20 protein-coding genes are annotated in these 20,393 nt (G+C 67.7%); 3 read left to right on the forward strand and 17 right to left on the reverse strand.

Going from position 1 to position 20,393, the window contains the following annotated elements:
- Positions 1-124: 124 nt before the first annotated feature.
- The 16 genes from QTH86_RS04965 to rpsB all read right to left on the reverse strand — a co-directional run bounded on the left by QTH86_RS04965 (position 125) and on the right by rpsB (position 15,312).
- On the reverse strand, positions 125-904 hold the full coding sequence (locus QTH86_RS04965) for a TrmH family RNA methyltransferase (protein ID WP_286645770.1): 780 nt from the start codon (positions 902-904) through the stop codon (positions 125-127).
- The gene (gene rnhB, locus QTH86_RS04970; protein WP_286645769.1) at positions 901-1,623 is read right to left on the reverse strand and encodes a ribonuclease HII; all 723 of its coding nucleotides are present in this window, start codon (positions 1,621-1,623) and stop codon (positions 901-903) included. Before rnhB ends, QTH86_RS04965 begins: the two co-directional genes overlap by 4 nt.
- Positions 1,595-2,743 carry a lipid-A-disaccharide synthase gene (lpxB, locus tag QTH86_RS04975; RefSeq protein WP_286645768.1) on the reverse strand — a complete coding sequence of 383 codons (1,149 nt, stop codon included), beginning with the start codon at positions 2,741-2,743 and terminating at the stop codon, positions 1,595-1,597. Before lpxB ends, rnhB begins: the two co-directional genes overlap by 29 nt.
- 11 nt (positions 2,744-2,754) lie before the next feature.
- Positions 2,755-3,543, reverse strand: a complete 789-nt coding sequence (gene lpxA / locus QTH86_RS04980) for an acyl-ACP--UDP-N-acetylglucosamine O-acyltransferase (protein ID WP_286645767.1) — start codon at positions 3,541-3,543, stop codon at positions 2,755-2,757.
- A 13-nt stretch (positions 3,544-3,556) separates the two neighbouring features.
- Positions 3,557-4,006, reverse strand: coding sequence for a 3-hydroxyacyl-ACP dehydratase FabZ (gene fabZ / locus QTH86_RS04985; RefSeq protein ID WP_286645766.1), 450 nt, complete (start codon positions 4,004-4,006; stop codon positions 3,557-3,559).
- Between the two features lie 7 nt (positions 4,007-4,013).
- Positions 4,014-4,991, reverse strand: a complete 978-nt coding sequence (gene lpxD, locus QTH86_RS04990) for a UDP-3-O-(3-hydroxymyristoyl)glucosamine N-acyltransferase (protein ID WP_286645765.1) — start codon at positions 4,989-4,991, stop codon at positions 4,014-4,016.
- Positions 4,992-5,001: 10 nt separating this feature from the next.
- On the reverse strand, positions 5,002-5,541 hold the full coding sequence (locus tag QTH86_RS04995) for an OmpH/Skp family outer membrane protein (protein WP_286645764.1): 540 nt from the start codon (positions 5,539-5,541) through the stop codon (positions 5,002-5,004).
- On the reverse strand, positions 5,541-7,934 hold the full coding sequence (bamA, locus tag QTH86_RS05000; protein ID WP_286645763.1) for an outer membrane protein assembly factor BamA: 2,394 nt from the start codon (positions 7,932-7,934) through the stop codon (positions 5,541-5,543). The genes QTH86_RS04995 and bamA overlap by 1 nt, the downstream gene beginning before the upstream one ends.
- Positions 7,935-7,971: 37 nt before the next feature.
- Positions 7,972-9,351 (reverse strand): RIP metalloprotease RseP, encoded by a 1,380-nt coding sequence (rseP, locus tag QTH86_RS05005; protein ID WP_286645762.1) that lies wholly within the window; start codon positions 9,349-9,351, stop codon positions 7,972-7,974.
- A gap of 48 nt (positions 9,352-9,399) precedes the next feature.
- Complete coding sequence (ispC, locus tag QTH86_RS05010; RefSeq protein ID WP_286645761.1) at positions 9,400-10,581, reverse strand: 1-deoxy-D-xylulose-5-phosphate reductoisomerase; 1,182 nt, start codon at positions 10,579-10,581, stop codon at positions 9,400-9,402.
- Positions 10,582-10,586: 5 nt separating this feature from the next.
- Entirely contained in the window at positions 10,587-11,432 is an 846-nt protein-coding gene (locus QTH86_RS05015; protein ID WP_286645760.1) for a phosphatidate cytidylyltransferase, read from the reverse strand.
- Positions 11,432-12,163 (reverse strand): polyprenyl diphosphate synthase, encoded by a 732-nt coding sequence (uppS, locus tag QTH86_RS05020; RefSeq protein WP_286645759.1) that lies wholly within the window; start codon positions 12,161-12,163, stop codon positions 11,432-11,434. The genes QTH86_RS05015 and uppS overlap by 1 nt, the downstream gene beginning before the upstream one ends.
- On the reverse strand, positions 12,163-12,723 hold the full coding sequence (gene frr, locus QTH86_RS05025) for a ribosome recycling factor (RefSeq protein ID WP_286645758.1): 561 nt from the start codon (positions 12,721-12,723) through the stop codon (positions 12,163-12,165). The genes uppS and frr overlap by 1 nt, the downstream gene beginning before the upstream one ends.
- Before the next feature lie 12 nt (positions 12,724-12,735).
- Positions 12,736-13,458, reverse strand: a complete 723-nt coding sequence (gene pyrH / locus QTH86_RS05030) for a UMP kinase (RefSeq protein WP_286645757.1) — start codon at positions 13,456-13,458, stop codon at positions 12,736-12,738.
- Positions 13,459-13,553: 95 nt separating this feature from the next.
- On the reverse strand, positions 13,554-14,477 hold the full coding sequence (tsf, locus tag QTH86_RS05035; RefSeq protein WP_286645756.1) for a translation elongation factor Ts: 924 nt from the start codon (positions 14,475-14,477) through the stop codon (positions 13,554-13,556).
- Between the two features lie 79 nt (positions 14,478-14,556).
- The gene (gene rpsB, locus QTH86_RS05040) at positions 14,557-15,312 is read right to left on the reverse strand and encodes a 30S ribosomal protein S2 (protein WP_286645755.1); all 756 of its coding nucleotides are present in this window, start codon (positions 15,310-15,312) and stop codon (positions 14,557-14,559) included.
- A gap of 184 nt (positions 15,313-15,496) precedes the next feature.
- Here rpsB and QTH86_RS05045 point away from each other — a divergent pair, with 184 nt between their 5' ends.
- Genes QTH86_RS05045 through QTH86_RS05055 form a run of 3 tightly spaced genes read left to right on the forward strand, consistent with a single transcriptional unit; the run spans position 15,497 to position 19,615 of the window.
- The gene (locus QTH86_RS05045; protein WP_286645754.1) at positions 15,497-16,822 is read left to right on the forward strand and encodes an amidase; all 1,326 of its coding nucleotides are present in this window, start codon (positions 15,497-15,499) and stop codon (positions 16,820-16,822) included.
- A 56-nt stretch (positions 16,823-16,878) separates the two neighbouring features.
- Positions 16,879-18,129: a D-amino acid dehydrogenase gene (locus tag QTH86_RS05050; protein ID WP_286645753.1), complete on the forward strand. Its 1,251-nt coding sequence runs from the start codon at positions 16,879-16,881 to the stop codon at positions 18,127-18,129.
- 28 nt (positions 18,130-18,157) lie between these two features.
- Positions 18,158-19,615: an NAD(P)H-hydrate dehydratase gene (locus QTH86_RS05055; RefSeq protein ID WP_286645752.1), complete on the forward strand. Its 1,458-nt coding sequence runs from the start codon at positions 18,158-18,160 to the stop codon at positions 19,613-19,615.
- A 12-nt stretch (positions 19,616-19,627) separates the two neighbouring features.
- Here the strand turns inward: QTH86_RS05055 and QTH86_RS05060 are convergent, their stop codons facing one another.
- Positions 19,628-20,389 carry an SDR family oxidoreductase gene (locus tag QTH86_RS05060; RefSeq protein ID WP_286645751.1) on the reverse strand — a complete coding sequence of 254 codons (762 nt, stop codon included), beginning with the start codon at positions 20,387-20,389 and terminating at the stop codon, positions 19,628-19,630.
- Positions 20,390-20,393 lie beyond the last annotated feature (4 nt).

Below are 20,393 nucleotides of genomic sequence, written 5' to 3' on the forward strand. Positions count from 1 at the left end.
CCAAAGCGAACCCAAGTCACCCCATCGTGGGACGGGAAGGTTGCGGCTTTCGTCGAAAGTGAGGCTTGCGTGCGCTGTGGGCGGGGTGTGAGCGGGAAAGCCCCCGATTATAGCCGGCGCGCCTTCACCTTTCGGTGGCCGCGGCACTGGCGTGAAGGCATATCGCCGCCGCCGCGGCCACGTTGAGCGACTCCTCGCCACCCGGCTGTGCGATGCGGATGTGGTGCGTCGCACGCGCCTCCAGCGCGGTCGAGACGCCCTGCCCTTCATGCCCCATCAGCCAGGCGCAGGGGTGTGGCAGCGCCGCCTTGTGCAGCCACTCGCCCTGGTGCGAGCTGGTGGCGACCAGCGGCACTTGCAGCCCGTCGAGCACGTCGATGTCCACGCCTTCGATCAGCCGCAGGCCGAAGTGCGCACCCATGCCGGCGCGCAGCACCTTGGGCGCCCACAGCGCGGCGGTGCCCTTGAGCGCCACCACCTGGGTGAAGCCGAAGGCCGACGCGCTGCGCAGCACGGAGCCGACGTTGCCGGCGTCCTGCAGGCGGTCGAGCACGACCGTCGGTGCATCGGGCTGCAGGTCGGGACGCATCGGCAGGTGCAGCACGAAGCCCATCGGGGCCGGTGATTCCAGGCCGCTCGCAGCCGCCAGCAGCGCATCGGCCACGACGACGGTCTTGTCGGCGGCATCGGCCCACTCGAGCTGCGCCTGCGGCCAGAACGATTCGGCGAAGACCGCCAGCGCGGGGCGCACCCCGCGCACCAGCGCCGCACGGCAGAGGTGATCGCCCTCGAGCCAGACGCGGCCCAGCTTGCGGTAGGCCCCGGGATCCTGCGCCAGCTTGCGCAGGTCCTTGAGCAACGGGTTGTCGCGCGAGCTGATGTGGCTCGTTTCGGTCTGACTCATGAGCCGGTCCGGACGTCGACCGCCAGTTGCACACCGTCGCCGTACAGAACCGTGCTCACCGGCACATCCATCGGTGCCGGCGCCGATGCGATAGCCGCGGCACGTGCGAGCGCTGCCGCGACCGGCGAGAAGGAACGCCGGTGATGGACGCAGGCGCCATGGCGCTTCAGCGCTTCGAGATGCTCCGGCGTGCCATAGCCTTTGTGGCCGGCGAATCCGTAGTGCGGAAATTCCAGGTGCAGTTCCTCGCACAGCCGGTCGCGGTGCACCTTGGCCAGGATCGATGCCGCCGAAATGGCCTTGACCCGCGCGTCGCCCTTGACGATGGCCTCGGCCAGCACGTCGAGCGTCGGCAGCCGGTTGCCGTCGACCAGCACCTTGGCCGGCTTCAGCCGTAGGCCCTCGACGGCGCGCCGCATCGCGATCATGGTGGCCTGCAGGATGTTGTGCGTGTCGATCTCTTCCACCGTGGCATGCGCCACCGAACAGCACAGCGCCCGGGCCAGGATCTGGTCATGGAGGCGCTCGCGCTGGCGCGCCGTCAGCGTCTTGGAATCGGCCAGCCCACGGATCGGCCGGCGGTCGTCCAGGATGACCGCGGCTGCCACGACCGGGCCGGCGAGCGGGCCGCGGCCCGCCTCGTCCACGCCGGCCAGCAGCCCGGGCGCGTCCCACAGCAGCGCGGCTTGTTCAGCCTTCAAGAACTTGCTCGATCGCATCGGCGCAGAGGGTCGGGGTGTCGCGCAGCAACTCGGCATGCAGCGCGGTGAATCGGTGTTGCAGGGCCTCCACTTTGGCCGGCTCCGCCAGCCATTGCAAGGTGGCGGCGGCCAGGGCCTGCGGCGTGGCCGCCTCCTGAAGCAATTCGGGCACGACGAAGTCGTTGCACAGGATGTTCGGCAGGCCTACCCACGGCTGCAGTTGCTGCCGATGCATGAGGTGCCACGACACCCGGTTCATGTTGTAGGCGATGACCATCGGCCGCTTGAAGAGCGCCGCCTCGAGCGTGGCCGTGCCGCTGGCGATCAGCGTCGCATCGCAGGCCGCCAGCGCGGCGTGCGACTGGCCCTCGAGCAGCCGGACCTTGCCCGCCATGCCACTGGCTTTCAACGCTTCCTCGATCTCGGCACGCAGGCCCGGGATGATCGGCGCGATGAAACGGATGTCCGGCTGCAGCCGATGCATCAGCGCCGCCGCCTGGAAGAAGCGCGACGCGAGGTAGCGCACTTCCGAGCGCCGGCTGCCGGGCAGCAGTGCCACGACGCGCGCCGCCGGGTCGAGATCGAGCGCCGCACGCGCGGCCAGGCGGTCCGGCTGCATCGGGATCACGTTGGCCAGCGGATGGCCCACGTAGCTGGCCGACACGCCCTGCTCCGCCAGCAGTGCGGGCTCGAACGGGAAGATGCACAGCACGTGGTCGGCGGCGGCCCGGATCTTCTCGATGCGGTCGGCGCGCCAGGCCCAGATCGACGGGCAGATGAAATGCACCGTCTTCATGCCGCGGCCGCGCAGCCCGGCCTCCAGGTCGAGGTTGAAATCGGGGGCATCGATGCCGATGAACAGATCGGCCCAGTCGCGCAGCAGCCGTGACTTGAGCTGGCGCCGGATGCCCGCGATTTCGGCGTAATGGCGCAGCACCTCGATGTAGCCGCGCACCGCCAGTTTCTCCTGCGGCCACCAGCTCTCGAAACCCCGCGCCAGCATCTGCGGGCCGCCGATGCCGGCCGCCCGCATGGCGGGCCAGCGGGCACGCAATCCGTCGAGCAGGAGGCCCGCCAGCAGATCGCCCGAAGGCTCGCCGGCGACCATCGCGAACTGCCGCGTTGCTGCGTCGACCATGCCGTGCTCGCTCAGCGCGCGATGCCGCTGGCGGAGGTGGCGAGGAAGGTGTCCATCAGCGTCGCATCCGCAGCCGCCTCCGGCGCCTGGGCCGCCAGGGCGGCGATGGCGGCGCGCGCCTCTTCCAGCGTCTTGCCCTGCCGATAGATCAGCTTGTGCATCTCGCGGATGGCGGCGATGCGGCCGGCCGAGAAGTCGCGACGGCGCAGCCCCACCAAGTTCACGCCTCGCACGGCCAAGGGGTTGCCATCGACCACCATGAAGGGCGGGACGTCCTTGCCCACGTGGCTGGCGAAACCGATCATCGCGTGGGCGCCGATGCGCATGCGCTGCAGCACGCCCGTGAGGCCGCCGACCGTGACCCAGTCACCCACCTCCACATGCCCGGCCAGGGTGGCGTTGTTGGCCATCGTGACCTGGTTGCCGACCTGGCAGTCGTGCGCGATGTGCACGTAGGCCATGATCCAGTTGTCGTCGCCGATGCGGGTCACGCCGCCATCCTGGATCGTGCCGAGGTTGAAGGTGCAGAACTCGCGGATCGTGTTGCGGTCGCCGATCACCAGTTCGGTCGGCTCGCCCGCATATTTCTTGTCCTGCGGCGCGGCACCCAGCGACGCGAACTGGAAGACCCGGTTGTCACGGCCCAGGGTCGTGCGGCCCTCCACGACGCAGTGCGCGCCGATGGTGGTGCCGGCGCCGATCCGGACGGACGCACCGATGACCGCGTACGGCCCGACCACGACCGATACGTCGAGCTCGGCTTTCGGGTCGACGATCGCCGTCGGGTGAACCTGCGCCATCCCCTGCGGCACCTCAGTTGATCTGGCGCATAGCGCACATGAGCGTCGCCTCGCAGGCGAGCTCGCTGCCGACCAGCGCGCGGCCCTTGAACTTCGAGATGCCGGCCTTCATGCGTTCGATCTCGACCTCCAAGGTAAGCTGATCGCCGGGCTCGACCGGACGCTTGAAGCGGGCACCGTCGATGGCCGCGAAGTAGTAGACCGTGTTGTCGTCGGGCACGATGTCGAGCGACTTGAAGGACAGCAGCGCCGCCGCCTGGGCCATGGCTTCGAGCATGAGCACGCCCGGCATCACGGGACGATGCGGGAAGTGCCCGTTGAAGAAGGGCTCGTTCATCGTCACGTTCTTCAGCGCCGTGATGCGCTTGCCCTTTTCCATGTCGAGCACGCGGTCCACCAGGAGAAAGGGGTAGCGGTGTGGGAGCAGTTTGAGAATCTGGTGGATATCGAGCGTCGTCGTCATAATTTTTCTATCCTGCATCGTCTTTTTTTTCCAGCGCCTTCAACCGATCGCGCAGACCGTGCAGTTGCTTCAGCGTGGCGGCATTTTTTTCCCAGGCGGCATTGTCGTCGATGGGAAACACACCCGTGTACTGCCCGGGCTTGAGGATCGAGCGCGTGACCACCGTGGCCGCGGAGATGTGCACGCCGTCGGCCAGCGTCAGGTGACCGAGCACGATCGCCCCGCCGCCCACGGTGCAATGCGCGCCGATCACGGCGCTCCCCGCCACGCCGACGCATCCGGCCATGGCCGTGTGCTGGCCGATGCGCACGTTGTGGCCGATCTGGATCAGGTTGTCGAGCTTCACGCCGTCCTCGATGACCGTGTCCTCCAGCGCACCGCGGTCGATGCAGGTGTTGGCGCCGATCTCGACGTCGTCGCCGATGCGCACCGCTCCGAGCTGCTCGATCTTGACCCACGCGCCGTCGTGCGGCGCCAGGCCGAAGCCATCGGCACCGATCACCACGCCCGGGTGCAACAGGCAGCGCGCACCGATCCGGCAGTCTTCGCTGACCGTCACACGCGACTTCAGCACGGTGTCGGCGCCGATGCGAGCGCCCCGCTCGATCACGCACAGCGCGCCGATCGACGCACTCGGGTGCACCACGGCTTCGGGATGGATCACCGCGCTGGGGTGCACCTGCACCGGGTCCGGCCGCGCATGGGCCTTCTTCCAGAGCTGCGTCAGATGCGCAAAATAGAGATAGGGATCGGGCGTGACGATGAAGGCGCCACGTGCGGCTGCGATCTCGCGCATGGCGGGCGACACGATCACGCAGGCGGCATGGGAAGCCGCCAGCTCCTTGCGGTACTTGGGATGGCTCAGGAAGCTGAGCGCATCGTCCGTGGCGGTCTGCAGGGGGGCCAACCGTTCGATACAGGTCTCACGGTCGCCGGTGAGCTCGCCCCCGAGGGCATCGACGATGGCTCCGAGCCGCAACGCCACGCGAATGCGGCTACTTGCCGCCGTTGGTGGCGGCGGGCGCAGCAGAAGAAGCGTTCAACGCCTTGATCACCTTCTCGGTGATGTCGTGCTTCGGATTGATGTAGATCGCTTCCTGCAGGATCGCGTCGTACTTCTCGGCTTCGGCCACCTGCTTGACCACGCGGTTGGCGCGGTCGTAGACCTGCTGGAGCTCTTCGTTCTTGCGGGCGTTGAGGTCTTCCTGGAACTCGCGACGCTTGCGCTGGAATTCGCGGTCCTGGTCGACCAGGGCACGTTGGCGCTGGGTGCGTTGGCTCTCGGGCAGCGTCGGCGCTTCGCGCTCGAACTTCTCGGACGCCGCCTTGAGCGCATCGCCCTGGGCCGTCAGGTCGCGTTCGCGCTTAAGGAATTCCGATTCCAGCTTGGCCTGCGCAGCCTTGGCCGGCTGCGCTTCGCGCAGGACGCGATCCGGGTTGACGAAGCCGATGCGGAAGCTTTCCTGAGCCTGGACAGCAAACGAGGCGACCAGGGAGAGCAGCAGCGCGCCGACGGCGCGGTACGAATGGTTCATCAGAAAGAGGTACCGATCTGGAATTGGAAGCTCTGCATTCTATCCTTGTAGATGCCGGCCGCCGCGTCCTCTTCCTTCTGGGAACGCACCGGCTTGGCATAGGCGACGCGCAGCGGTCCAAGCGGCGAAATCCAGCTGATGCCGAGGCCGACGGACGCGCGGATCTTCTTCTGGGCAGCCCATTGCGCATCGGTTTGCGTGCTGCGATCGCTGAACACGTTGCCAACGTCGAAGAACCCATAGAGGCGCAGCGTGCGGTCGTTGCCGGCGCCCGGGAATGGCGTGCTCAGTTCGGCGTTGAAGATCGCCTTCTTGGTGCCACCCAGCGCCGCTTCCGTCACCGCATCGCGGGGCCCGAGCGAATTCTGCTCGAAGCCACGGATCGATCCCAGGCCGCCCGCATAGAAATTCTTGAAGATCGGATAAGTGCTGCCACCAAGCGCCTTGGCGTAGCCGACTTCGCCGTTGAGGGCCAGCGTGTATTGCTTGCTGAGCGGGAAGTACTGCTGAAGCTGGTAGCTGCTCTTGAGGTACTTCAGGTCACCACCCGCGCCCCACTCCACGTTGGCGCGCTGCAGCCGACCCTTCGTGGGAACGAGCGCGCTGTCGCGATCATCCCGCGCCCAACCGATCGTGACCGGAATGCCCCACTTGCTGTCGTCTGAACACCCCGTGATGGTGTTGCTGGTGGCGTCGAAACTGCAATTGAAGTAGTCGCGGTAGGCCTGCGGCGTCGCGCCCGCGAACGTCGATCCAGGCTGGAACGTGAAGCGTTCGAGGCCCACGCCGAAGAACACGGTGTCGACTTCGCTGAACGGCACGCCGAACTTGATGCTGCCGCCTTCGCTCACCAGCTTGTAGTCCCCGTCACGATCGTAATAAGGGCGTGTGGTCTGATGAAAGAGGCTGAAGGTGCGGGAGATGCCGTCCGACGTGAAGTACGGGTCGGTCGCGGTCAGCGAGATCGTTCGGTAGTACTTGCTGGTGTTGACCTGCACACCCAGGAAGTTGCCCGAGCCGAACACGTTCTCCTGCGAGATGCCGAAGGTCAGCGACACCTTCTCCGCACTGGAGAAGCCGGCGCCCAACTGCAGCGAACCCGTGGGCTTCTCGGCCACGGTGACGGTCAGGTCGACCTGGTCGGGCGAGCCCGCCACTTCCTGGGTCTCGACGTTGACATCGGTGAAGAAGCCCAGGCGGTCGACGCGGTCGCGCGACAGTTTGATCTTGTCGCCGTCGTACCAGGACGCCTCGTACTGGCGGAACTCGCGGCGGATGACTTCGTCGCGCGTCTTGTTGTTGCCGCCGACGCTGACACGGCGCACGTAGACGCGGCGCGCCGGCTCGGCTTGAAGCACGAGCTGCACGCGGTTGTTGACCCGATCGATCTCGGGCTGCGACTCGACGCGCGCGAAGGCATAGCCGAAGGTGCCGAAGTAGTCGGTGAACGCCTTGGTCGTTTCGGTCAGCTGTTCGCCGTTGTAGGGCTCACCCGGCTTGATCGTCACCAGCGACTTGAATTCCTCCTCGCGGCCCAGGTAGTTGCCCTGCAGCTTCACGCCCGACACCACGAATTTCTCGCCTTCGGTGATGTTGACGGTCACGGTCAGGTCCTGCCGGTCCGGCGAGATCGCGACCTGGGTCGAATCGATGCGGAACTCGAGGTAGCCGCGCGTCAGGTAGTACGACCGCAGCGTCTCGAGGTCGGCGTTGAGCTTGGCACGCGAGTACTGGTTCGACTTGGTGTACCAGCTCATCCAGCCGCCGCTGTCCTGGTCGAACAGACCGAGCAGCGTGGACTCGCTGAAGGCTTTGTTGCCCACCACACGCACCTCGCGGATGCGTGCGGACTCGCCTTCGGTCACGGTGAAGGTCAGGTTCACCCGGTTGCGCTCGATCGGCGTGACCGTCGTCACGACTTCGGCGTTGTAGAGACTGCGGCTCACGTACTGGCGCTTGAGCTCCTGTTCGGCCCGGTCGGTCAACGCCTTGTCGTAGGGGCGGCCATCGGCCAGGCCCACTTCGCGCAGCGCCTTCAGGAGCGCCGCCTTGTCGAATTCCTTGGTGCCGACGAAGTCGACATCGGCCACCGTGGGCCGCTCTTCGACAATCACCACCAGCACGCCGCCATTGACGTCCAGGCGCACGTCCTTGAACAACCCCAGCTCGAACAACGCACGGATCGCCGCCGAGCCGCGTTCGTCGTTGTAGGTGTCGCCCACGCGCAGCGGCAGCGAGGCGAAGATCGTCCCCGGTTCGACGCGCTGCAGGCCTTCGACCCGGATGTCGCGAACGGTGAAGGGTTCGATGGCCCAGGCTGCCGTGGCAGCGAGCGTGCTGGCGATGAGCGCGGCCACGCTGCGCAGACGGAAGCGACTGTTTGAAGTGTTCATGAGTGAGTTGCTCCGGCGCACGAAGGGCCGGCGAGAGTTAACCAAAGAGCCCGAAGAGCCGGTTGACGTCGTTGAAGAGCGCGATGGACATCATCACAAGCAACAACGCCACCCCTCCCCGCTGAAGCCGTTCCATCCACGCATCGGACACGCTTCTGCCGGTCAGGCCTTCCCAAAGATAATACATCAGGTGTCCCCCATCGAGGACCGGCAGCGGCATGAGGTTCAGCACGCCGAGGCTCACGCTGATGAGCGCCAGGAACACCAGGTATTGGGTGAATCCGAGGCTGGCGGATTTGCCGGCATAGTCGGCGATCGTGAGGGGGCCGCTGAGGTTCTTGAGCGACGCTTCGCCGATCACCATCTTGGCCATCATGCGCACCGTGAGCGCCGAGACCTCCCAGGTGCGCACGACGCCGCGCCACAGGCCTTCGACCGGGCCCTGCCGCACCGTCAGCATGGCGGGCGGTGCCCCCACGTAGGCGGCGATGCGCCCGACCATCGCACCGTTGTCTTCGCGGACCTCAGGCGTCACGTCGATGGCCATCTCGCGCCCCGCACGAACGATCTGCCAGGACTGCGTGCGCGGCCGCGTACCGTCGACCGACGCCCGGATGAGTTCGCGCAGCTGCTGGCCGTCGACCACCGCCGTGGGCCCCACGGCACGCACCAGGTCGCCCTGGCGCAGCCCGGCACGCTCCGCCGGCCCACCGGCGACCAGCTCGCCCAGTTCCGGCCGCGTCAGCGGAGAGATCACGCCGATCTTGCGGAACAGCTGGGCGTCGGCATCCTTCGCGTCGAGACGGCCGAGCGGCAGCACGAGCGTGCGCGCCGGACGGCCGCCCTCTCCCGCCACTTCCATCGTGAGGTCGCGGCCGTCCAAGGCACCGCGGGTCATGCGCCAGCGCAGATCCTCGAACGACGCCACCGGCGCGAGCTCGCCGTCGAAACCCGCACGGGTGATCTGCTCGCCGCCCCGCAGGCCGGCCTGCTCGGCCAGCGATGCCGCGACCGGTCGCCCCAGCACCGCCGCCGGCTCCTGCACGCCGATCCAGTTGACCACGGCATAGAGCGCCACCGCGAGCAGCAGATTGGCCAGCGGCCCGGCCGCCACAATGGCCGCACGCGAGCGCAGCGGCTGGGTGTTGAAGGCGAGATGGCGCTCTTCCGGCGCCACCGGCGCTTCGCGCTCGTCGAGCATGCGAACGTAGCCACCCAGGGGGAAGGCGCCGATGACGAACTCCGTGTCCTGGCCCGGTCGTTGGCGCTTCGGTTTCCAGCGGAACAGCGTGTGGCCGAACCCGACCGAAAAACGCAGCACCTTGACGCCGCAAGCCACCGCGACGCGGTAGTGGCCGTATTCGTGCACAGCGATCAGCACGCCCAACGCGACGATGAAGGCAAGAACCGTGAGCATCGGGAACTCCCTGGTGTGAGCGTGAAGAAGAACGGACCGGCGGCCCGGTCAGGCCGCAAACCGCATCGCCGCTGCGTTGGCTGCGGAACGCGCCATGGCATCGAGCGCCAGCAGGTCGGCCAGCGATGCAGGCTTCGAGGGGGCGATCGCTTCCAAAGTTTCCATGTTCACCGCGTGAATGCGGTCGAAACGCAGCCGCCGGTCGAGAAAAGCCTGGACGGCGACCTCGTTGGCCGCGTTGAGCACCGCGGTCGTGCCCGCCGCTGCTCGCAGCGCGTGCCAGGCCAGAGCCAATCCGGGGAAGAGCGCGTCGTCGGGCGGGTCGAAGGTCAGTGCGCCCATGGTACGGAAGTCCAAGCGCGCGGCGCCGCTCTCGATGCGGTGGGGCCAGGCCAGTCCGACCGCGATCGGTACGCGCATGTCGGGCGTGCCGAGTTGCGCGATGACCGACGCGTCGCTGAACTGCACCATCGAATGCACCACGCTTTGCGGATGGATGACCACCTCGATCTGCTCGGGCATCACGCCGAAGAGATGGCGCGCCTCGATCACCTCGAGCGCCTTGTTCATCATGGTCGCCGAGTCGACGGAGATCTTGCGCCCCATCACCCAGTTGGGGTGCGCACAGGCCTGCTCCGGCGTGACGCTCGCCAGCGTGTCGGCCTGTCGCGTGCGGAACGGGCCGCCCGAGGCGGTGAGGATGATCTTGTCGATGCGCTCGGCCCAGGTGCCCGGGTCTTCGGGCAAGGACTGGAAGATGGCGGAATGCTCGCTGTCGATGGGCAGCAGGGTCGCGCCGCCCGCCCGCACGGTGTCCATGAAGAGCTCGCCGCCCACCACGAGTGCTTCCTTGTTCGCCAGCAGCAGCCGCTTGCCGGCACGTGCCGCCGCCAGGCAAGGCCCGAGGCCGGCCGCGCCGACGATCGCCGCCATGACGCTGTCGACGTCCTCGTGGGCGGCGATGGTTTCCAGCGCGCCCTCGCCTTGCAGCACGCGCGTCGACACGCCGTTGTCGCGCAGCAGCGTCGCCAGCCGTTCGGCGTGCGGCGCACTGGCCATCACGGCAAAGCGGGGCATGAAGCGGACGCACTGCGCCAGCATCTCGTCGACCTTCGTGGCGGCCGAGAGGGCGAAGACCTCGAAGCGCTCCGGGTGCCGGGCGATGACGTCCAGCGTGCTGACGCCGACCGAGCCGGTCGAGCCGAGCACCGTGATGCGTTGTCGTGCCACCGGGTTCACAGCGACGCCAGCATCATGGCGATCGGGAGCGTGGACAGCAGCGCGTCCACCCTGTCCAGCACGCCACCATGGCCGGGCAACAGGTTGCTGCTGTCCTTGGCGCCGGCACTGCGCTTCACGAGCGACTCGACCAGGTCGCCGACGACGCTCATCGCGGCCAGGAACAGCACGCCGATCAGCAACAGCCACCAGCCACGCGCGGCCAGCCGCGTGTACAGGCTGGCCACCGTCGCCTGCGCCGACGCGTCGGCCCACACCCAGGCCAGCGCCAGCACCAGCACGCCCACCATGCCGCCCCACACGCCTTCCCAGCTCTTGCCGGGGCTGATCGACGGGGCGAGCTTGTTGCGGGTGAACTTGAGGCCGAAACGGCGGCCGGCGAAATACGCGAAGACGTCTGCCACCCACACCAAGACCAGCAGCGACAGCAGGAAGTTGATGCCCCAGATGCGGGCCTGCACGGCCGCCATCCAGGCCACCCACAGCGCCAGCAAGCCGCCGACCAGGCGCACGGCGCGCGGGATCCGCGGCCAGCCAGGCACAGCGCCACGCAACAGCAGCGCACCGCCCAGCACCCAGGCGGCGCTCGCGGCCAGCCAGACGCCCATCAGCCGCTGCTCCAGCAGCCCGAGCCACCAGGACAGCAGGCACAGCACCACCATCTCGATGCCGAGGAACACGGACATGCGCGGACCGTAGCCGTTGAGCCGGCCCCATTCCCAGGCTGCCGTACCGATCATCACCAGCATGACGCAGGCGAAGGGCGTGGCGGATGGATAGAAGAGCGCCGGCAGCAGGATCGCCAGCAGCACGACCGCGGTGATGATTCGTTGCTTGAGCATCAGGCGATCTGCCGGTCGGTCGGCGACGCATTCAGCTGCGCCGAGGTCTTGCCGAAGCGCCGCTCGCGGTTCTGAAAGGCAGCGATCGCTTCGTCGAGCGCCTTCTCGTCGAACTCGGGCCACAGCTTGTCGCTGAAGAAGAGTTCCGCGTAGGCGCTCTGCCACAGGAGAAAGTTCGACAGCCGCTGCTCGCCACCCGTGCGGATGAACAGGTCCGGGTCGGGCACATGGGCCAGCGCCATGGCACGGTCGAGGCTGGCCTCGGTCAGCGGCTCACCGCGCCGCGCGAGTTCGGCGGCCGCACGGGCGATATCCCATCGGCCACCATAGTTGAAGCACACATTGAGCACCAGCCGATGGTTCTGTGCCGTGGCTGCTTCGGCCTGCAGCAAGCCGCCCACCATCTTGTCGGACAGGCCGCCGCGTTCGCCCACGAAGTGCAGCTGGACACCGTCTTCCTTGAGTTTCGGCACCTCGCGCGCCAGCGCACCGACCATCAATTCCATGAGGCCCGAGACCTCTTCGACGGGACGGTTCCAGTTCTCGGAAGAGAAAGCGAAGACCGTGAGCACGCCGACGCCCCGGTCGGCACAGGCCTTGACGCAACGCCGGAGCGACTCCACGCCCTGCTTGTGCCCCGCGACGCGCGGCAGGAAGCGCCGCGTCGCCCAGCGACCGTTGCCATCCATGACGATGGCAATGTGGTGAGGCACCGCGGGCGCTGCGCTCATCAGACCGCCATGATCTCGGCTTCCTTGGCGGCGATCAGACGGTCGATCTCGGCGATGTGCCGGTCGGTGACCTTCTGGATCTCGGCTTCGGCGCGCTTCTGGTCGTCTTCCGACGCCAGCTTGTCCTTGACGAGCTTCTTGACCGCCTCGTTCGCATCGCGGCGCAGGTTGCGCGTGGCGATCTTGGCGCTCTCGCCCTCGTTGCGGACCAGCTTGGTCATTTCCTTGCGGCGCTCTTCGCTCATGGCGGGCAGCGGCACACGGATGAGTTCGCCCATCGATGCGGGGTTCAGGCCCAGGTCGCTCTCGCGGATGGCCTTCTCGATCTTGGCGCCCATGCCCTTTTCCCAGGGCTGGACGCTGATGGTGCGTGAATCGAGCACCGACACGTTCGCCACCTGGCTCAGCGGCACCGACGAGCCGTAGTAGTCGACGTGGATCGAATCGAGCAGCGCCGGGTTGGCGCGGCCGGTCCGGATCTTGGTGAGGTTGTTCTGGAAGGCGGCGATCGACTGGTTCATCTTGGTGTCGGTCGCACTGCGAATGTCTGCAATGGTCATGTCAAGGTCTCCTCAAGCGTGAACCAAGGTGCCTTCGTCCTCGCCCATCACGACGCGCTTGAGGGCGCCATGCTTGAAGATCGAGAACACCTTGATCGGCAGCTTCTGGTCACGGCACAGCGCGAACGCGGTGGCGTCCATGATGCCGAGATTTTGCGCGATGGCTTCGTCGAAGCTCAACGACGCATAGCGGGTCGCGGTCGGGTCCTTCTTCGGGTCGGCGGTGTAGACGCCGTCGACCTTGGTCGCCTTGAGCACCAGCTCGGCGCCGATCTCGGCGCCGCGCAATGCGGCGGCGGTGTCGGTGGTGAAGAAAGGGTTGCCCGTGCCGGCGGCGAAGATCACGACCTTGCCCTCCTCGAGGTACTGCAAGGCCTTGGGGCGGACGTAGGGCTCGACCACCTGTTCGATGGCGATCGCGGACATCACGCGGGCGATCAGGCCTTGCTTGTCCATGGCGTCGGCCAGTGCGAGCGCATTCATCACGGTGGCAAGCATGCCCATGTAGTCGGCGGTCGCGCGGTCCATGCCGACCGAGCCGCCAGCCACGCCGCGGAAGATGTTGCCGCCGCCGATGACCACCGCCACCTCCACGCCGAGGTTCACGACCTCGGCCACCTCTTCCACCATCCGGACGATGGTCGCGCGGTTGATGCCGAAGGCGTCGTCGCCCATCAGCGCCTCACCCGACAGCTTCAACAAGATTCGCTTGTGGGCTGGGCGGGCATCGGGCATGGGCAATTCCTTGAAGTGGTGAGCGGGGCGAGTGTAAGACGTGGCGGTCGGTAAACGACGGCGCGGCGGGCGCGCCGTCGTGGAGGCAGGCAGACTCAGGCGGCCGCCTTGGCGGCGGCGACCTGGGCGGCCACTTCGGCCGCGAAGTCGTCGACCTTCTTCTCGATGCCTTCACCCACGACGTAGAGCGTGAAGCCCTTGATCGAGGTGTTGACGGCCTTGAGCATCTGCTCGACCGTCTGCTTGTCGTTCTTGACGAACGGCTGGTTGTGCAGCGAAACCTCCTTGAGGTACTTCTGCACGCCGCCTTCGATACGCTTGGCAACGATGTCGGCCGGCTGCGGCTTCTTGCCTTCGGCTTCGGCGGTCTTGCGGTCTTCCTCGGCCTTGCCGGCGGCGACTGCGCGTTCTTTTTCGATCAGGTCGGCAGGCACGTCGCTGCTCGAAATGGCCACCGGCTTCATGGCGGCGATGTGCATCGCCACGTCCTTGGCGGCGGCGTCGTCACCGTCGAATTCGACCATCACACCGATGCGCGTGCCGTGCAGGTACGACGCCAGCTTGCCGTTGCCGCCGAAACGCTTGAAGCGGCGAAAGCTCATGTTCTCGCCGATCTTGCCGATCAGGCCCTTGCGCACGTCCTCGAGCGTCGGGCCGAAGCCGTCCTGCTCGTAGGGGAGCGCGCCCAGGGCGGCCAGATCGGCCGGGTTGTTCTTGGCCACCAGCATCGCGGCGGCGTTGGCCAGCGCGAGGAAGCTGTCGTTCTTGGTGACGAAGTCGGTTTCGCAGTTGATCTCGATCATGCCGCCGGCATCGCCGTCGACGAAGGCCGTGACCACGCCTTCGGCCGTGATGCGGCCCGAAGCCTTGCCGGCCTTGTTGCCGAGCTTGATGCGCAGCAGCTCTTCGGCCTTTTCCATGTTGCCGTCGGCCTCGGTGAGGGCCTTCTTGCATTCCATCATGGGCGCGTCGGTCTTCGCGCGCAGTTCGCCCACCATGCTTGCGGTGATTGCAGCCATTGTTCGTTCTCCGTATTCAAAAAATCAGATCAAAAAAAGGGGCCACAAAGCCCCTTCTTCAAGGCTCGCGTGGACGCGATCAGGCGGAAGCGCCCTCTTCGACTTCCACGAATTCGTCGCTGCCGGCTTCCTGCACGGCCTTGACCACGTCGTTGCCCGCATTGTTGCGGCCTTCGATGATCGCGTCGGCGATGCCGCGGGCGTACAGCGTGACGGCCTTGGACGAGTCGTCGTTGCCGGGAATCACGTAGTCGATGCCTTCGGGCGAGTGGTTGGAGTCCACCACGCCGATCAGCGGGATGCCCAGCTTCTTGGCTTCGGCCACGGCGATCTTGTGGAAGCCCACGTCGATCACGAAGATGGCGTCGGGCAACGCGGTCATGTCCTGGATGCCGCCGATGTCCTTCTCGAGCTTTTCGATTTCGCGCGAGAAGGTCAGTTGTTCCTTCTTGCTCAGGGCATCGAGGCCGGCTTCCTGCTGAGCCTTCATTTCCTTCAGACGCTTGATCGAGGTCTTGACGGTCTTGAAGTTGGTCAGCATGCCGCCGAGCCAGCGGGTGTCGACGAAAGGCACGCCGGCGCGGCGAGCTTCGGCCGCGACGATTTCACGGGCCTGGCGCTTGGTGCCGACCATCAGGATCGTGCCGCGGTTGGCGGTGAGTTGCTTGGCGTACTTCATCGCATCCTGGAACATCGGAAGCGACTTTTCCAGGTTGATGATGTGAATCTTGTTGCGATGGCCGAAGATGAACGGGGCCATCTTGGGGTTCCAGAAGCGGGTTTGGTGACCGAAATGGACACCGGCTTCCAGCATTTCGCGCATGGTGGTCGACATAGGAATAACTCCAAAGGTTGGGTCTAAAATCCAGCCCGTTTCGCGGCCTCTGTTTTGGGAGGATGCGACACCTTGAGTGGGCTGGTTTGCGGATGTGTTCGCGCCGTGGTGGAACTGGGAAATCCCGCTTGGCGAAACCCACAGAGTGTAGCACGCCCTTCCCCTCCCCCCATCCACCTCTTCCATGCACCCTGATCTGCACGCCACCCGCCTGGCCATCGAGGCGGGAACCTCCGATGCGCGCACCGAAATCGAGCATGCCATCGCTGCCGCGCAATCGCCGGCCAATCGGCACACCTTCACGCGGACCCTGTTCGACGAGGCGCGCCGGGAGGCCGCCGCGGCCGATCGCGCGCGGCCCCTCGCCGGTCTCGCCTTCTCGATCAAGGATCTGTTCGACGTGGCGAACCAGCCGACGCCGGCGGGCTCGGTCGTCCTGGCCCACGCGCCCGCGGCCACGGCAGATGCACCCGCCGTGGCGCGCCTGCGCGCCGCCGGCGGCGCCCTCATCGGCCGCACGAACATGACCGAGTTCGCGTTTTCCGGGGTCGGCGTGAACCCCCACCATGGCACGCCGGCCAACGCGGCCGACCCGGTCACGCCGCGCATTCCCGGCGGCTCGTCCTCCGGGGCCGCCGTGTCGGTCGCCACCGGCGCCGCGTTCATCGGGCTGGGCTCGGACACCGGCGGGTCCATCCGCATTCCGGCGGCGCTCAACGGCATCGTCGGCTTCAAGAGCACCGCCCGCCTCGTACCGACGGACGGCGCGATCCCGCTGTCGACCACGCTCGACACCGTCTGCGCCATGACGCGCTCGGTGCGCGATGCGGTCACCGCGCACGAAGTACTGGCCGGGCGCCGCGTCACCCCGGCCGACAAGCCCCTGTCCGCCCGGCGTCTTGCGGTCGTCCAGAACATCTTTCTCGACGAGGTCGAGCCGGCCGTGGCCCGCGCCTTCGATGCGGCGCTCGCCACCTTGCGGGCGGCCGGTGCGCAGATCAAGGAGATCACGCTGTCGCCCCTGGCCGACCTGCCGGCCCTCAATGCCACCGGCGGCTTTTCCGCCCCCGAAGCCTATGCCTGGCATCGGCTGCTGCTGGAACGCAGCGGTGCCGGCTACGACCCGCGCGTGGCGCAGCGCATCCTCAAGGGCGCGACGATGAAGGCCTACGAGTACCTCGATCTGGCCCGAGCACGCCACGCCTGGATCGCCCGCATGGAAGCCGCGCTGCAGGGCTTCGATGCCGTGCTGTCGCCCACCGTGCCGATCACCGCGCCGGCGATCGCCAGCGTGGCGCCCGGCGCGGAACGCGATGCCGAGTTCTTCCGTGTCAACGGCCTGCTGCTGCGCAATCCATCGGTCATCAACATGCTCGACGGCTGCGCGGTGTCGATTCCCTGCCAGGCGCCGGGCGATGCGCCGGTCGGGCTGATGCTCTGGCATGCGTCGCTGCACGACGACGCCGTGCTCGCCATTGCCGCCCAAGCAGAGCGCGCGCTGCAACAATAGCGCCCTGCGCTGCGGCCGCGCCCTGCGGTCGGCGCCATTCCTTCACCGAAGATTCAATGAAAATCGCGATCGTGGGCGCCGGCATCATCGGCGTCACCACCGCCTGGGAGCTGGCCAGCGACGGCCATGAGGTCACCGTCTTCGAGCGCCGCGGTGCCGCGGCCGAGGAATCCAGTTTTGCCAATGCCGGGGTGGTCGCGCCGGGCTATGTCACCCCCTGGGCCGCGCCGGGCATGCGACTGAAGGTGCTGCGTTCGCTGCTCTCCACCCATGGCGCGATCAAGGTGCGCTGGCCGCTCGCGGTGCGCGACCTGCGCTGGATGGCGCACTGGCAACGGGCCTGCAGGCTCGAGACCTACCTGGCCAACCGTGCGCGCATGCAGCGCCTGGCCTTCTACAGCCGCACCCGGCTCCACGAGATCAGCGAAGCGCGCGAGTTGAGCTACGAGCGCAGTGATGGCTACCTCGTGCTGCTGCGCTCCAAGCGCGAACGCAAACTGGTGCAACCGGGCCTGGAGGTGCTGCGCACCGCCGGCAGCGTGTTCCGCGAGATCGATGCCGACGAGGCTCGCCGGATCGAACCGGCCCTCAGCACCGACACCGAACTGGCCGGCGCCATCCATCTGCCCGAGGACGAGGTGGCGAACTGCCGCCAGTTCGCCCTGCTGCTCAAGCGCGAAGCCGAGGCGCTCGGCGCGCAGTTTCACTTCAACTGCGACATCGCGCCGCTGAGCCGCGCGGCACCGCGCTCGCTCGCGCTGGCCGCCGGCTCCGATGCGGTCACCTACGACGCCATCGTGGTCTGCGCCGGCGTCGCATCGGCGGCACTGCTGCGGCCCCTGGGCATCCGCATGCCGCTGGCGCCGGTGTACGGCCACTCGGTGACGGCCCACATCCGCGAACCGCTCAACGCACCGCGCAGCGCCGTGATGGACGAGCGCTACAAGGTCGCCATCTCCCGCATGGGCCTGCGCGTGCGCGTGGCCGGCAGCGCAGAGATCGGCGGCGCGCTCGACACGATGAATCCGGCGGCGCTGCAGACGCTCTACAAGGTGCTGCACGACTGGTTTCCGGGTGCGGCCACGCTGCAGACCGGTGTTCAGCAATGGAAGGGCGCACGGCCAATGCTCCCCGACGGTCCGCCGGTGATCGGGCCGAGTGGCGTGCCGGGCGTCTGGCTCAACCTGGGGCATGGCTCGAGCGGCTGGGCGCTCTCCTGCGGCAGCGCCCGCGTGCTGGCCGACCTCGTCGTCGGCCAGGACGCCGGGATCGACCTGGAAGGGCTGGGCATCGAGCGGCTGCTCTGAGCGACGTTGCCGTCGCACAATCGGCGGCATGCAACGCATCACCGCCGAGACCGACGCGCCGCTTTTCGACATCGCCGCGACGCGCCGCATCGAACACGTCGCCGCCGCCGCGCTGCCGCCCCACACGCTGATGCAGCGGGCCGGACGCGCCGTCGCCAGGCTCGCCATGGCGCTGGCGACCGATGCACGGACGGTCTGGATTGCCTGCGGCCCCGGCAACAACGGTGGCGATGGCTTCGAGGCGGCGGCCCAGCTGCAGCGCCATGGCTTCCACCCTGTCGTGACCCACGCGGGCGACACGGAACGGCTGCCCGCCGACGCACGCGCCTCCTTCGAGCGCGCCCGCGCCGAAGGCGTCACCTTCGCCGATTCTCCACCCACGGTCTGCGACCTGGCCATCGACGCGCTGCTCGGCATCGGCGCCCGACGCCCGCCAGGGGGCGCAATGGCCGAGTGGCTCGCACGCATGCACACGAGCGCGGCACCGCTGCTGAGCGTGGACCTGCCATCGGGCCTGAATGCGGACACGGGCACATGGGGTGGCCCTTCCCTCGCCGCACCGACGGACCGGCGTTTCTGTCTCACGCTGCTGACCCGCAAGCCGGGCCTGTTCACGGCGCAGGGTCGGGATGCCGCGGGCGAGGTGTGGTTCGACGATCTGGGCTGCACCGCCGGCGATGAAGCACCGGCAGCACGCCTGAACGAGCGCCCCGAAGATCGTTCTCGGGCGCACGCCAGCCACAAAGGCAGTTACGGCGACGTGGCGGTTGTCGGCGGCGCGCCGGGCATGGCGGGGGCGGCCCTGCTCGCCGCGTCGGCCGCGCTGCATGCGGGCGCCGGCCGCGTCTACGTGGCCCCGTTGGACGAAACGGCCGTGATGCTCGACATGCGGCATCCCGAACTGATGTTCCGCCGTCCGGACGCGCTGGAGATGGCGCAGCTGAGCGTCGTCTGCGGTTGCGGTGGCGATGACGCCGTACGGGCGGTGCTGCCGCGCGTGCTGTCGACGGCGGGCGCGCTGGTGCTCGACGCGGACGCCCTCAACGCCATCGCACGCGACGCGTCGCTGCAGACCTTGCTCCGCCAGCGCGCGGCGCGCGGGCGACGCACCGTCCTCACGCCGCATCCACTCGAAGCGGCGCGGCTGCTCGGCGTCGACACCACGCAGGTTCAGGCCGATCGGCTGCAGGCCGCGGCAGCGCTGGCCGACCGCTTCGCGTGCACGGTGGTGCTCAAGGGATCGGGCACCGTCATTGCATCGCCGGGCGAGACGCCGCGCATCAACTTCGGCAGCAACGCCCGCTTGGCGACGGCCGGCACCGGCGACGTACTGGCCGGCATGGTGGGCGCGGGGCTGGCGGCTGGGTCGACCGCACATGCCGCCGCGCGCGCAGCCGTGTGGCGGCATGGCGATCGCGCCGACCGATGGCCGGCGGACCAGGCCCTGACGGCCGGGGCGCTGGCCCGCGGCACGCCGGTGCGCTGAAGCCTCAGGGCCTCAGCCGCGCCCGACGAAGGGCATCTTCGTCGCCATGATCGTATGGAACAGCACATTGGCTTCCAGCGGCAGGTTGGCCATGTAGAGCACCGACTGGCCGACGATCTTCACGTCGATCAGCGGCTCGATCGCCAGTTCGCCATTGGCTTGCGGCACGCCCTTGGCCATGCGTGCGGCCAGTTCGGTCATGGCATTGCCCACATCCACCTGGCCGACCGCGATGTCGTACTTGCGGCCGTCGAGCGATGCGGTCTTGGTCAGCCCCTTCACCGCGTGCTTGGTGGCCGTGTAGGCGATCGAATTCGGCCGCGGCGTGGTCGCCGAGATGGACCCGTTGTTGATGATGCGGCCACCGCGCGGCGTCTGCGCCTTCATCACGCGGAACGCCTGCTGGATGCAAAAGAACATGCCGGTCAGGTTGATGTCGACCACGCCCTGCCATTGGGCCGGCGTCCAGTCCTCGAACGGGCCCGGTGGATTGCCCACGCCGGCGTTGTTGAACAGCAGGTCGACCCGGCCGAAGCGCGCCACCGTGGCCGCGAACAAGGCCTCGACCGAGGCGGCATTGGCGACGTCCGTCGGCACGGCGAGAGCGCGCGCGGCGGCGCCTGATTCTTCGGCGACCTGTTCGAGCGGCTCGACCCGGCGGCCCGCCAGGGTGACGTTCCAGCCGTCGGCCAGCAGCGCCAGCGCAGCGGCACGGCCGATGCCGGTGCCGGCACCGGTGACGATCGCGGTTCGAGGTGAGGTGTTCTGTGTCATGTCT

This window comes from Variovorax sp. J2L1-78 (genome assembly GCF_030317205.1).
Taxonomy (GTDB): domain Bacteria; phylum Pseudomonadota; class Gammaproteobacteria; order Burkholderiales; family Burkholderiaceae_C; genus Variovorax; species Variovorax arabinosiphilus.